Origin of the sequence: Pseudomonas luteola NBRC 103146 (assembly GCF_002091675.1) — a bacterium.
Taxonomy (GTDB): domain Bacteria; phylum Pseudomonadota; class Gammaproteobacteria; order Pseudomonadales; family Pseudomonadaceae; genus Chryseomonas; species Chryseomonas luteola.
On the sequence record NZ_BDAE01000001.1, the window covers coordinates 177,285 to 189,273 of the forward strand.

13 protein-coding genes are annotated in these 11,989 nt (G+C 61.6%); 4 read left to right on the forward strand and 9 right to left on the reverse strand.

Translation table 11 applies throughout. The features are described 5' to 3' along the window. The first annotated feature begins 1 nt into the window (after position 1). Together PLU01S_RS00850 and PLU01S_RS00855 are read left to right on the forward strand one after the other, a co-directional pair. On the forward strand, positions 2-1,114 hold the full coding sequence (locus PLU01S_RS00850) for a GNAT family N-acetyltransferase (protein ID WP_233432098.1): 1,113 nt from the start codon (positions 2-4) through the stop codon (positions 1,112-1,114). Then, a complete protein-coding gene (locus PLU01S_RS00855; protein ID WP_233432099.1) occupies positions 1,086-1,985 on the forward strand; it encodes an arginase family protein in 900 nt (299 codons plus the stop codon). Before PLU01S_RS00850 ends, PLU01S_RS00855 begins: the two co-directional genes overlap by 29 nt. Here the strand turns inward: PLU01S_RS00855 and PLU01S_RS00860 are convergent. The 9 genes from PLU01S_RS00860 to PLU01S_RS00900 are packed head-to-tail and all read right to left on the reverse strand — an operon-like array spanning position 1,958 to position 9,710. Continuing rightward, entirely contained in the window at positions 1,958-3,208 is a 1,251-nt protein-coding gene (locus PLU01S_RS00860; RefSeq protein ID WP_074821054.1) for a DegT/DnrJ/EryC1/StrS family aminotransferase, read from the reverse strand. The genes PLU01S_RS00855 and PLU01S_RS00860 overlap by 28 nt on opposite strands. Next, the gene (locus tag PLU01S_RS00865; RefSeq protein WP_010796411.1) at positions 3,189-3,572 is read right to left on the reverse strand and encodes a DMT family transporter; all 384 of its coding nucleotides are present in this window, start codon (positions 3,570-3,572) and stop codon (positions 3,189-3,191) included. Before PLU01S_RS00865 ends, PLU01S_RS00860 begins: the two co-directional genes overlap by 20 nt. Beyond that, the gene (locus tag PLU01S_RS00870) at positions 3,569-3,943 is read right to left on the reverse strand and encodes a DMT family transporter (protein WP_074821059.1); all 375 of its coding nucleotides are present in this window, start codon (positions 3,941-3,943) and stop codon (positions 3,569-3,571) included. The genes PLU01S_RS00865 and PLU01S_RS00870 overlap by 4 nt, the downstream gene beginning before the upstream one ends. Next, the gene (locus tag PLU01S_RS00875; protein WP_074821061.1) at positions 3,940-4,788 is read right to left on the reverse strand and encodes an alpha/beta hydrolase; all 849 of its coding nucleotides are present in this window, start codon (positions 4,786-4,788) and stop codon (positions 3,940-3,942) included. Before PLU01S_RS00875 ends, PLU01S_RS00870 begins: the two co-directional genes overlap by 4 nt. Continuing rightward, positions 4,785-5,534 carry an MtnX-like HAD-IB family phosphatase gene (locus PLU01S_RS00880; RefSeq protein ID WP_083397800.1) on the reverse strand — a complete coding sequence of 250 codons (750 nt, stop codon included), beginning with the start codon at positions 5,532-5,534 and terminating at the stop codon, positions 4,785-4,787. Before PLU01S_RS00880 ends, PLU01S_RS00875 begins: the two co-directional genes overlap by 4 nt. Continuing rightward, a complete protein-coding gene (locus PLU01S_RS00885; RefSeq protein ID WP_074821063.1) occupies positions 5,527-6,432 on the reverse strand; it encodes an efflux RND transporter periplasmic adaptor subunit in 906 nt (301 codons plus the stop codon). The genes PLU01S_RS00880 and PLU01S_RS00885 overlap by 8 nt, the downstream gene beginning before the upstream one ends. Then, positions 6,432-7,172 (reverse strand): ABC transporter ATP-binding protein, encoded by a 741-nt coding sequence (locus PLU01S_RS00890; protein WP_010796416.1) that lies wholly within the window; start codon positions 7,170-7,172, stop codon positions 6,432-6,434. The genes PLU01S_RS00885 and PLU01S_RS00890 overlap by 1 nt, the downstream gene beginning before the upstream one ends. 4 nt (positions 7,173-7,176) lie before the next feature. Next, complete coding sequence (locus tag PLU01S_RS00895) at positions 7,177-8,313, reverse strand: ABC transporter permease (protein WP_074821067.1); 1,137 nt, start codon at positions 8,311-8,313, stop codon at positions 7,177-7,179. Beyond that, on the reverse strand, positions 8,310-9,710 hold the full coding sequence (locus PLU01S_RS00900; protein WP_074821069.1) for an efflux transporter outer membrane subunit: 1,401 nt from the start codon (positions 9,708-9,710) through the stop codon (positions 8,310-8,312). Before PLU01S_RS00900 ends, PLU01S_RS00895 begins: the two co-directional genes overlap by 4 nt. A gap of 281 nt (positions 9,711-9,991) precedes the next feature. On the opposite strand from PLU01S_RS00900, the gene PLU01S_RS00905 reads away from it, so the two are divergent. Beyond that, positions 9,992-10,717, forward strand: a complete 726-nt coding sequence (locus PLU01S_RS00905) for a response regulator (RefSeq protein ID WP_074821071.1) — start codon at positions 9,992-9,994, stop codon at positions 10,715-10,717. After that, positions 10,702-11,859 (forward strand): sensor histidine kinase, encoded by a 1,158-nt coding sequence (locus PLU01S_RS00910; RefSeq protein ID WP_074821074.1) that lies wholly within the window; start codon positions 10,702-10,704, stop codon positions 11,857-11,859. The genes PLU01S_RS00905 and PLU01S_RS00910 overlap by 16 nt, the downstream gene beginning before the upstream one ends. The last annotated feature ends 130 nt before the right edge of the window (positions 11,860-11,989 follow it).

Here is an 11,989-nt window from a genome sequence, read left to right on the forward strand (position 1 = left end):
GGTGGGGCTCGAACAAAGGCCCGGCTCTGCCGGGCCGCTGTACGGCAATCAGCTCGAGCCTGGGGCGCTGATCGATCAGTTCAGCGCTCATCCGCCCGAAGGGTTTCAGGTGCTGCGCCTGCCCCAGGCCACACCGGGCTTCGAGGCGGAGTTCGATCTGCTGACTACAGTAGACGGATCGCTCAAGCGCAGGATCGAATCACTTCCCCTTTATCGCCATTGGTCCAAATGGCTGCGTATCCGTACGGCCTTCATCGGCACGACGGTTTCCGAATATGCCCTCTTCCCGGCAGCCTGGTCGGCCCGCTCGCTGGTCAAGCGTCTGCGTAAGGCGCTGGGGTGGTGCTATCCGATGATGATCATCAAGGATATTCCCCAAGACTCCCCCCTGCTGGACGACTCGGCCAACCTGTATGCGGAGCGGCTGCTTGAGGCCTGCAAGGCAGAGAGTTTCGTTCTGGTTGAAGGTCAGGCGCTGGCCTATGTACCCATCGATTTCGCCTCCGTGGAGGAATACCTGGGCCGTCTTTCGTCGAGCCGCCGCAAGGATATTCGCCGTAAATGGCGCAAGCGCGAGGCGTTGACGATTCGTGAGGTGCCGACAGGCGATGCGCAGTTCCAGCTTGACGCCTTGATCGACGAATACTACCGGCTATACCTGAATGTGTACGACCAGAGCGAGATTCACTTCGATCGTCTGTCTCGAGGGTTTTTCGAGCAGATGCTGCGAGATGCAGGCAGCGGTGGAATGGTCTTCGAGTATCGCCATGAAGATCGTCTGATCGGCTATAACGTGTGCTTCGTGCATGACGGCAAGCTGATCGACAAGTACATCGGGCTGCAATATCCCGAAGCCCGGTCGTTCAACCTGTACTTCATCAGTTGGCTCATCAATCTGGACTATGCCCTCAGCCACGGCCTGACCCATTACGTAGCCGGCTGGACAGACCCGGAAATCAAATCCTACCTGGGTGCTTCCTTTACTTTCACCTGTCACGCCGTCTATGTGCGCAACACCCTGTTGCGTGGCCTGGCGCGACGCTTTTCCCGGTACTTTGAAAGTGACCGCCAATGGAGTGACAGCCGTGAACCAGCCTATCGTTCTGGATCTTGATGGCTCTATCGGTGCAGTAGACAACGCCCTGCGCCTGGACCTGCGTGACTGGCAGGCACGGGTGCGGTTTGGCTGCCGCGTCTCGACTCTCGATGCCTTCGGCCGTGATGTGGTGGCCCGCCTACCCGTTAACCACGGCCCTGTACTGATGGGTAGTGGTGATTTTCATCATTTGAGCTGGCCGCTCATTGCCCGGCAGACATCCCGTACATGGGGCGTTCGGGTCGTAGTGTTCGATAATCACCCGGACAACATGCGTTATCTGTTTGGTATCCATTGCGGTTCCTGGGTGCGTCGTGTCGCCCTGTTGCCGCAGGTCAGCCACGTTCATGTGGTGGGTATCACCTCGCCAGACATCGGCCGTGGGCATGCCTGGGAGAATTACCTGACGCCACTGCGCAGCGGCAAGCTGAGCTACTGGAGCCTGGGGGTGGATACGGGCTGGGCGCGTTGGCTGGGCGTGCAGTCAGCCTTTCGCAACTTTGCCGATGCCGATACCCTGGCCGACACTTTGAGTGAGCTGCTGATCCGCGAGCAGCAGCCGACGTACTTGTCCATCGACAAGGACGTTTTCAGTCCTTCGGTCGTCCGCACCAACTGGGATCAGGGTGTCATGCTTGAGCATCATGTCATGCAGGCGATTGAGGTCTTGAAGGGGCAGCTCTTGGGCAGTGATATCACCGGTGATGTCTCGGTCTATCGGCACCCCAGTGCCTGGAAGCGTTGGCTAAGCGCCGGCGATGGCCAGACGCTGGAAATACCTGATTTGACCTTACAATCCTGGCAGGTGGAGCAGCATGTGCTCAATCAGCGTCTGGTTAGTCGGCTGAACACGGCGCAGGGCTATGAGCGCGTCATGCGCTCGGCGTGACAAGCCTCTTTAATCACCCCATAGACCACATCGAAATCAGCCTCGCTCAACCAGGGGCTGTTGCTGATGGCCAGGATTCGATCCGCCAGCCGGCGGGCTTCCCGGCATTCGACGGGAGGCTTGTAGGTAAGCGTCGTGTTCAGGTAGTGGTAATCCGGCAGGGAATGCACGAAGGGAATGCTCAAGCCGTAGCCACTGCCCCAGGCAGTCTCTAGCACCGTATCGCGGGACGTACGGCTGGGCATGAGCACTAATAAAACGGGCCAGCTCCCCTCGCCCTCATGACCTACAAGGGGAACCAGCCCAGAAAGAGTGCGCAGTCGGCTGAGCCTGCGCTCGGCCTGTATGCGCTGTTGTGTGAGGAAGTCGGGCAGGCGCTTCAGGGCGCGGACCCCAACGGCCTGCCGCCAGGACCCAACCTGATGCAGCGTAATAGGCAGGGAAAAGTATTCATCGGCGGCGGCCACCCAATCCCCTTTCTTCAGCGCACGACGCAGCGGCAGGCCGTAAGCGAGCCGCAGACCCGCAGGCCGATAGAGGGCGGCATAGCCCAATAGCTCAACACTGCGCTTGAATTCCAGCCAGGGTTTTGGCTGCGCCAGCGCCTGACTGGCATGACGCAAGGCCTGACGAATCGTCTCCTCGCGGGCGATAAGGGCGCCGCCTTCAAAAATCGTAAGCCCCTTGCCCACTGCCAGGCTGAAAAAGGCAATGTCGCTGCGTATGCCGATGCTATGACCACCGACACGGCTGCCCAAGCCCTGGGCGGCATCCTCGATCACCCAGGCGCCTACCGCCCGGGCGCATTCAAGCGCTGGGTCGATATCGCTGATCCGGCCGCACAGGTGGGTTGGGACGACGGCCAAGGTCTGCTCGTTGCACAAAGCCTCGAGCATTAATGGATCAAGGTCGAGGCTGTCCGGCTTGAGGTCACAGAGTTGCAGCTCAAGCCCACACTGGACAACCGCCAGCGCCACCAGCGGGCAGGTATAGGCCGGAACGATAACGGTCGTACGCGCAGGTGACAGCCTTTTCAGCGCTGTAAGCGCAATGACCATTGCCGCGGTGCCAGAGCTTTCCAGCTGAACATGCTCCACGCCTAGAAAACGCGCCAGGGCGGTGCTCAGGTTACGCTCGCCGCCGGGCAGCAGGTCGCGCAACCGCAAGGGCAGGCCCGCTGTGGGCGGTGCGTCGAAGTAGGCTTTACGAGGAAGCGGCTTCACGGTGTTCACTCAGGGCCAGGCAAACGATGCCCAGGATGATCAAACCGGCAGCCAACAGTTGCGGCCAGCCCAGATGCTCATTGAACAGCCACACGGACAGCAGCATCACGGAGACGATCTCCAGGTGCGAGGCCGCAAAGGCCGGGCCGACCGGCACGTGCTTGAGCAGGGTCATCCAGCAGAAAAAGGCGCCGATGTAGCCTACGAACGCACCGTAGATCCATGGATGGCCGAATACCCGCCACAGCCACTCGGTGGTCATCGACAGGGGTTCGGCCTGCATGGCGGCGTATTTGAAGCTCAGCTGCGCCAGCGTATCGAACGCCATGAGTAGCAGAAAACCAATCAGGTAGAAACGCTTCATGCCTGTATCCCTACCACGGCAACGCCAATGGAAATGAGGCTGATGCCCAACACCCGCAATGGCGTGAGCTTTTCAGCGAAGAAAAAGCGCCCCGCCAGCATGATGGCCACAATATTGATAGAGCCCAGCAGTACACCCTGGGACAGCGGCACCAACGACAGAAACGCCAGCCACACGACAAACTCCATCACGTAGCAGCCGATTCCCAGCCACAGCCACGGGCGACGGCTCATCTCTATCCAGTGCGCAAGTCCGCCCTTGTCCGCCGACTCGGTCGCTGCAGCCTTGAACGCCAGCTGGCCGACACTGTCGATCACCACATTGGCGATCCACAGCACGATGACGAGCCCCGGAGAGGTTTCGGCCGTCATGCCGTGACCCTGTCCGCCACAGGCGATACTGCCTGCTCGCCCAGCGCGCTCTTGATGAACGCAACCGTTTCGGAGGCCACCTTGCGCCGCTCACGGTCCACTGTGATCATGTGGTAGCTGTCTTCCAGCCAGACCGTTGTCACCGGGCCCTTGACCGAGCGCTCTACCAGTCGCGCGTTATAGTCGAGGCTGGCAATGTCGTCCTGGGTCGCGTGCATCACGAGACAGGGTGAGGTGATGTCGCCGAGCTGTTTGCGTACCTGGGTAGCTAGGGCATACATCTCTGCCACGGCCCACCAGGGATTGCCCGGCAAGCCTGCTGCGGCGCTGTCGCCGGAATTCATCTGGTCGACGATGTAGGTGCGCAGCATTTCATCCTTGATGCCATAGGGCGGCTGCTCGATGAACATGGTCTTGCGACCGATGCCCAGCGCCTTGCAGATCGGAAGGATGAAGCAGAAACGGGTGTAGAACGGCATGCTCCAGCCGTCGTGGCGGAACATGGTCGCCAGCGCGGCTACGCCGGCAATCCGGTCCGGCTGATCGGCTGCCAGCTTGAGTGCCAGTAGCGCGCCCATGGACAGGCCCGCCACGAAGACATGATCGACCTGCTCGCGCAGCTTGTCCGCTGCAGCGCAAACACTGGCATACCAGTCCTGCCAGCGTGTTTCGACCAGATCATCGGCTGTGCCGCAGTGGCCGGCCAGTTGAACACCATAGACTGTGAAGCCAGCCTTGTTCAGCCCACGGCCGAACAGGCGCATCTCGTTGGGCGTTCCGGTCAGGCCGTGGATCAGAAGGGCGCCGGTGCGGCCGCCTTCCAGAAGAAATTCATGTTCAGTCATCGAGAGGGTTGCTCTTGAGGAACGAGCTCGTCCAGCCAGGACAGGGCGTCGTTGAAAGTGGAAATCGGTGCGAAGGGATAGCCGCGCTGGCGGCAATGATCGATCAGCTTGTACTTGGCCAGCACAAAGTCGGCACGGCCCGAGACGCAGAAGTCCGAAGTGCTGTCGCCAATGAATAACACGCGTTGCTGGCGCTGGTGCTGAAGGGCAAGCCGCTCGCACTTGCAGGTGCCGCTGTCGCGAAGGCAGTGCGGGCTGGCAAAGGGAGAGGCAAGTTCCCAGCTGCGCTCGCCGGTCTGGGTCAGGTAGTTGGCCTGCACGGGCAGCCCGCCCAGGCCGTGGCGACGCAGGATATAGCGGATCGCATAGTCTAGCCCGTCACTGATGACTTGAATCAACAGGCCCCGCTCACCGGCCGCCTCAACGAAGGCCTGAAAGCCCGGATCGATGGCGATACCGTCAAGATGTGCGTGAAACTCTTCCTGCGACATGTCCAGCAGTGCCACCTGGCCCTGCATGCAGTCACGGGAGCCGATCCGACCGGCCTCCCAATCGTCTTCCAGCTCTTGCCAGCCGGGGCGGCCAAAGCGTTCGAGCAGGGAGTCGATCACATCGACCTGGCTGATGGTGCCGTCGAAATCGCACTGGATCATCCAGGGCTGCGAAGGGTTCGGCAAAACCTCGCGAACGACAGGCGTATAGGGCCTGAGCGATTCGTCGAGCACGGAGTGTGAAAGATTATTCATGGAAATTCACCCGTACATTCTGGCCGATACGAAGCGTCGGCGGCTGATCGAACGCGAGCAGGCAGTCGACCACTCGCACGTTGGGATGTCCCTGGCTGTCGTCGTCCAGGTGGCTGCTGCCAAAGAGATCGCCCAGGCGTGTCACGTGCGCCTTCAGGGGCGGCTGGCCGGGCTCGGCTTCCAGCACAACATCTGCCGTCATGCCCGGCTTCACACGATGGACAAAGCTTTCATTGAGTTCTGCGCGGATTTGCAGCGGGCGCTCCGGCAGGATCACCAGCAGCGGCCTGGCATCCTCTGGCGAAACGAGCGAACCCTGGGTGGCGTTGACGCGCACTACCGTCCCGGCCTGCGGTGCGTGCAATACGCGCTCGGCCAGTCGATCCTTGGCCAGCGCGACGTGCTGGCGGGCAATCTCGACCCCTGCCTTGGCAACGGCCTGTGCCGATTCCAGCTGCTGAACCTGTTGCCGGGCCTCGGTTGCCTGTTGAGGATCCACTGCACCCTGACGGGCGGCCTTCTGCAATTGCTGCGCGCGCTGGCGTGCTGGCGGCAGACGCTGCTCCGCCGCTTTCTGCCGGGCCTGCGCCTGCGCCAGCTCTGCTTCATAGGCCTTGAGTTCGGTACGGGCGCTTCGGTCGTCCAGCGCTGCCAGTTCGGCGCCGCGCTGGACCGTGTCGCCTTCGGCCACGGTAAGGCGTGCAAGTCGGCCGGCCTGCAGGGATTTAAGCTCCAGCAGCCCACCCTGCACCTCTACCTTGCCCCTCGCCATGGCTACATATTTTGCGGCTTCGGTCGCAGCCGGTTTCGCCGGTCGCGGAGGTTTCTTGTCCGAGCAGCCTACGACCGACGCGATCATCAAGGCGGCCAGCAGACTGTGGGTAATACGCATGTTCATCAGGCAAACTCCCTGCGGGCGTGGCTGCCCTGTTCGGAGGGTCGCCAGTCACGTTGAATCTGCCCGTCCTCCATCTCCAGTACCCGGTCGGCATGACGGATCAGGCGCGGATCGTGGCTGACGCACAGCACGGTCGAACCTTGCTCATGGGCGATGCGTTGCAGCATCCGGGCGACGTTTTGTCCGTTTTCGGCATCCAGGGCACTGGTAGGCTCATCGGCAAACAGCAGTTGGGGGCGCTTGGCCAAGGCGCGGGCAAGTGCCACACGCTGCCGCTCGCCGCCAGACAGCGAAGCCGGGCGCAGGTCGAGCCGGTGAGCCAGCCCCACTTCCTTGAGCACCTGCCGGGCGCGCTCCAGGGCGTCCTGGTTGGAAAAGCCCAGATAGCCCAGCGGCAATGCCACCTGCTCGGTAGCGGTCAGTGCCGGAAACAGATTGAAGCCCTGAAAGACAAAGCCGGTGTGCTTGAGACGAAAGCGCTCAAGGGCACGCTTGGCCAGTCCACCTAGCTTCTGGCCCAGAGCGCGGGTCTCACCTTCGTCCGGCGCCTGCAACCCACTGAGCAGCGACAGCAAGGTGCTCTTGCCACAGCCCGAAGGCCCTGAAATCAGGGTCAGCTCACCCGGATAGATGGAGACGGACAGCCGTTGCAATACGTGCAGGCGAACCATGCCCATGAGGAAGGATTTGCTGACCTCATCGGCTTCCAGGCTGGGAGCGGGACGCTTCACAGGAGTCATGTCATTACCTCAACAGCAGTGCGGGGTCAGCGCGCAGCAGGCCGCGCATGGCAATGAGCCCGGACACGAGCGCAAGGCCCAGGACCAGGGCGGCGCAAATCAACGCGATCGGGGTGTTCATGGCCACGGGGACGTCATGGCGGGCGGCGACGCTTAGCAGGACCGTGCTGGTAAGCCCGGTAACAAGCAAGCCGAGCCCGCCAACCCAGCAGGACTGTTCAAGCACCACCTGACACAGTGATCGGAAGCTGGCGCCCAAGGCGTTGAGCACCGCATATTCGCGAGCAGAGGCGGCTACCATGGCCATCAGCGACTGGCTGGTGATCACCCCGCCGACCAGGCAGACAATGCCTGCCATGAACAGCACGGCTACCCCCGCGCCGGTATCGAACATCCAGTAGAGCTGGGAGCGCCAGGCAAACTGCTTGGCTGTCCAGACCTCGAAGGGACCGAAAGATGGGTTGGCGACCAGGCGGGCCTGGGCCGCCTCGACATGGCTGGGCTTGCGCACCTTGGCAACGTAATAGGTCGGTCCGCTGCCAGGATTGTCATCCCCCTGCAGCAGGAGGGCCGTGTCCAGTGAGGCCAGCACGTTGACGCCACCCAGGCCGCGCAGACCGGCAATGGCCGCGACGACATGAACGCGATGGCCATTGATCCATGCGGATTGATCCAGGCTGACGCCCAGCTGATTCAGTTCCGAGCGGTCGACAATGACGGCGTTGGGCTCTTCCAGGCGCTGGCGCAGTCCTGAGGAGAGCAGGCTGGAAAACATCATGCCCTGGCGGCCCGGATTGATCCCCGATACAAAGACCGAGACTCCACCGCTTTTCTCATGGGTGCCATGCCAGTCGCCTTCCACCCAGATATAGGGTTCTACATCGGTAACATCCGGGTCCATGCGCAGGCGCATTTCTACGTCAGGACTGATCGTCCGACCAAAGTTGACGCTCTGGGTACCTGGATAGCCCGCCCATAAATCGGCGGATGAGGACGAGACATACACCGCCGCGCTGCCAAAGATACCCAGCACCAGTGCAGCCTGCACCGTCAGCAGCACACCGGAAAAGCCAATGGCCAGAATGGCGGGTAGAAAGCGGCGCCACTCGTGGAACAGTGTCTTACGGGCCAGGGCAATCATGTGTGCTTCTCCCCGGCTCCGGCAGGAAGCGGTGCGCCGCCCAGCGCCTTATAGAGCGCCACGAATGCCAGGCTTCGACGAGCCTGGGCCGTGGTAAGTTGAAGCGAGGCCTGCAACTGGTCACGCTGGGCGTCTAGCTGCTCCCATTGGCTGGTCAGGCCTAGTTGAGTCAGGGTCAGGCCGTGCTGCGCCCGCTCGTCCAGTGCCGCTTCTGCCTGTTGTAGGTGCGTGACCCGCTCCTGCTCCTGGCTAAAGGCCGCCAGGGCCGCTTCGGTCTGGGCAACGCTATCGAGCAAGACCTGGCGGTAACCCTGCAAGGCGGCCTTCATAGCGTACTTCTGGGCTTTCTCTGCGGCTTTGCGCTGGCCCCAATTGAAGATAGGCAGGTCAATAATCGGACCTACCATGGGAACGCTGTTTGAGCGGACCTTTTCGTGCATTGTCATGTTGTAGGCATACAGATAGGAAGTGCCCAGCGCGACGTGAGGATAGAGATTGGCATGGGCCAGACCCAGCTCACCGGCTGCCTGCAGGACGTCGGCTTCTGCCCTTTGGATATCGGGACGGGTGCGCAGGAGGTCACTGGGCACCTGCTGCACCGAGACCTGCTTGATGCGCGGCAGCGGCTGTACCGTATTCCAAGAGGCATCCGGTGAGGTCTGCCCCAGCAGCGCGGCCAGGGATTGCAGGGCTCGTGCCTGGACCTGGCGGGGTTGCGCCAGGCGTGCCAGGGTCTCGGCCTGTTGGGCCTGGAGTTGCAGGCGCTGATCGGGCGACGCCAGATGGCTGGGAATACGGATATCCAGCAGGGCCAGGGCCTTCTGATCCAGCGCCGCCAGGGCTTCAAGCGTCTGGATCTGTTGCTGGGCGGCGCGCAGTTCGAGGTACTGGCGCACCACTTCCGAAACTACAGTGACCTGGGCGGCCTGCTGCTCGGCTTTGGCCTGCTTTATCCTGGCTTTGGCCTGCTTTTCAGCACCTTCACGCGCGCCAAACAATCCCAGGTCCCAGACCGCGTCCAGGCTGATCTGGAAAAAGGTATCCGTGGCTGAGACTTCCTCGCTGCTGCGGGTTGCCAATGACAGTTGGGGCAGATAATCGGCGTCAGTCTGGCGTGTCAGCGCGCGGGCCTGCTTCAGACGGCTCGAGGCTTGGGCCAGCGTCAGGTTATCGGATACCGCACGTGCCAACAGCTTATCCAGTACGGGGTCGTTGAAGGACTTCCACCAGCCGTGCAGATCAACGGTCGGCGCTGCCGATGCAGGCTGGGCAACCTGTTGCTGCCACTGGCCCGGCAGCGTCTGGGGCAGCGCCGGTGCATCGATCTGCGAGCAGCCCGCCAGCACCGTGAGTGCCAGGCTGCAGGTAGAGCGAAACGTGACCGGAAAGCGAACCATACGACAGCGAACCCTGGACAGCGAGTATCCAATCGAAAGAGGTTTGTGTAGCCCGAGGCTACGGCGTGAGGGAATTGTGCAAAGTCAAACTTGCGTGGCTTTGCAGGTTTTGTGGAGGAACGATGGAGACGCGAACGTCCGGTGCGGATGAATGAACGCGCAGGCATGAAGTCCAAGTCGATACGCTTGGTTTGCGCTAGTTTGGTAGTCCGCGGAGCTACCCTCGTAGAGGTGTGAGCAGGTCCGTATACTGCTTCGGATTGAACTCAGAGGCGCTATGTATGAGTAACGACTCCCGGCCATTAGGTCCTCTCGTCTTGTTCGTGGAGGATGAACCGAGCATCTCGGACATTCTGGTGGCCTATCTGCAACGTGACGGCTTGCGTACCGTGCATACAGCGGACGGGCTCGAAGCCCTCCAGCTGTTCCGTCGTATGCGTCCAGACATCGTGCTGCTTGATATCCGCCTGCCCGGCATGGATGGCGTAGACATCCTCAAGACCATCCGCAACGAAAGCGAGACGCCGGTCATCATGGTCAGCGCCCTGGCCGACGATCTCGACAAGATGCTCAGCCTTCGCCTGGGGGCCGACGACTATGTGGTCAAGCCGTATAACCCGGCCGAGGTTGTGGCCCGTGTCCGGGCGGTACTGCGCCGCACCAGTGCTGTCCAGGCGCAGACACATACGTCTGCCCCGCTGCGCGTAGGTCGTCTGGAAATCGACCAGCAGGCCTACATGGCCCGGGCATACAGCGAAGGCGGCGAAGCTCAGGTCCTGCCACTGACCCTGACCGAATTTCGTTTGTTGAGCACGCTGGCCAACCAGCCTCGCCGCTGCTTTTCGCGCAGCGAGCTGATCGAGTCCTGCCTGCCGGAAAGCGACGCGCTGGATCGGGTCATCGACTCGCATTTGAGCAAGCTGCGGCGCAAGCTTCAGGATGCCGGTTGTGATGATCTGATCGAAACTGTACGCGGCATCGGGTATCGACTATGGCCCGAGTCCTAGACCGCATATGGGTCCGCTTCGGGCTGAATATTGTTGCCACGGTCTTTGTGACCATCGGCCTGCTCTGGGCCACCATATTCGTCTACACCCAATACGAGTACGACCGCTTCTACAACAACCTGCCCGTTAACGTCCGGCAGGAGATGGATCTGCTTGAGGCGCAGGATCAGGACAACAGTCCCCGGATGATTGAGATCTACAGCCAGTACTGGCGGGGCGACCCTTGGGACGGCGAGCAGCTGGCGCTTGTCCTGGGGTTGGTGTTCTGTCTGCCGTTCGGCCTGATCGCCGGGCTCTGGACGTCGCGACTCGTGACCTTGCCGGTGGGGTCCATTGCTGAGGCGGCCAACCGGATCGCCCTGGGCGATTTCAGCGTGCGGGCGCACAGCAAGAGCCAGCGTGGCGAGCTGGCGGATCTAGTACGCGATTTCAACCACATGACCGATTCCCTGGAATCTTTAGAGCATGAGCGCAAGGCCACTGCGGCTGCCATCTCCCATGAGCTGCGCACGCCTATTGCCATTCTGCAGGCCCGGCTGCATGCCCTGTGCGATGGAGTCATTCCGGCCGAGCCCCTGGAGTTTCAAAAGCTACTCGAACAGGCTGAACACCTGGGGCGGCTGGTGGATGATCTGCATACCCTGTCGGTAGCCGATGCCGGGCGTTTGTCGCTCCATATGGTCACGGTGGATCTGGCTGAAGTGGCGCGGGACACCCTAGGCAAATATGCCAGCCGTCTGGACAGTTATGGGATTGAGGCCGAGCTGGCGGTGGAGGCCCCGGACCTCACGGTCAAGGCCGACGAGGATCGGCTGCGACAGATCCTTAACAACCTGATCGAAAATGCGCTGCGCTATGCACGCGAAGGCGGCTGGCTGGAGCTTCGCCTGAGTACCCATGCCGAACAGGCTGTAATCGTGCTGAGCGACGCCGGTCCCGGCCTGCCTGATGTCATCAAGGCCAATCTGTTCAAACGCTTTCAACGCGCGGATGCCTCGCGTAACCGGGCCAGTGGCGGAACCGGCCTGGGCCTTGCCATCGTCAAGACGCTCACGGTGCTGCAGGGTGGCCGCATTGAGGCCGGTGAGTCGGCGCGTGGCGGCGCACAGTTTCGTATCTATCTGCCGTTGAGCCGTGCCTGATCGCGTATCAACATAGCCGATACCCAAGGCGATTGGCATAATCGCGCCGGCTTGCAGGCCTGAAGCCGCAAGCCGGACCTTTCGACTGGCCGCGCCGCTGGTGCTCGACCGGCTGAAAATGGATTTTCAC

Excerpts from the sequence above, each read along its gene's own strand:
- PLU01S_RS00865 (WP_010796411.1), bottom strand. The coding sequence starts at position 3,572 with ATGAAGCGTTTCTACCTGATTGGTTTTCTGCTACTCATGGCGTTCGAT.
- PLU01S_RS00870 (WP_074821059.1), bottom strand. The coding sequence starts at position 3,943 with ATGACGGCCGAAACCTCTCCGGGGCTCGTCATCGTGCTGTGGATCGCC.
- PLU01S_RS00875 (WP_074821061.1), bottom strand. The coding sequence starts at position 4,788 with ATGACTGAACATGAATTTCTTCTGGAAGGCGGCCGCACCGGCGCCCTT.
- PLU01S_RS00880 (WP_083397800.1), bottom strand. The coding sequence starts at position 5,534 with ATGAATAATCTTTCACACTCCGTGCTCGACGAATCGCTCAGGCCCTAT.
- PLU01S_RS00885 (WP_074821063.1), bottom strand. The coding sequence starts at position 6,432 with ATGAACATGCGTATTACCCACAGTCTGCTGGCCGCCTTGATGATCGCG.
- PLU01S_RS00890 (WP_010796416.1), bottom strand. The coding sequence starts at position 7,172 with ATGACTCCTGTGAAGCGTCCCGCTCCCAGCCTGGAAGCCGATGAGGTC.
- PLU01S_RS00895 (WP_074821067.1), bottom strand. The coding sequence starts at position 8,313 with ATGATTGCCCTGGCCCGTAAGACACTGTTCCACGAGTGGCGCCGCTTT.
- PLU01S_RS00900 (WP_074821069.1), bottom strand. The coding sequence starts at position 9,710 with ATGGTTCGCTTTCCGGTCACGTTTCGCTCTACCTGCAGCCTGGCACTC.
- PLU01S_RS00905 (WP_074821071.1), top strand. The coding sequence starts at position 9,992 with ATGAGTAACGACTCCCGGCCATTAGGTCCTCTCGTCTTGTTCGTGGAG.
- PLU01S_RS00910 (WP_074821074.1), top strand. The coding sequence starts at position 10,702 with ATGGCCCGAGTCCTAGACCGCATATGGGTCCGCTTCGGGCTGAATATT.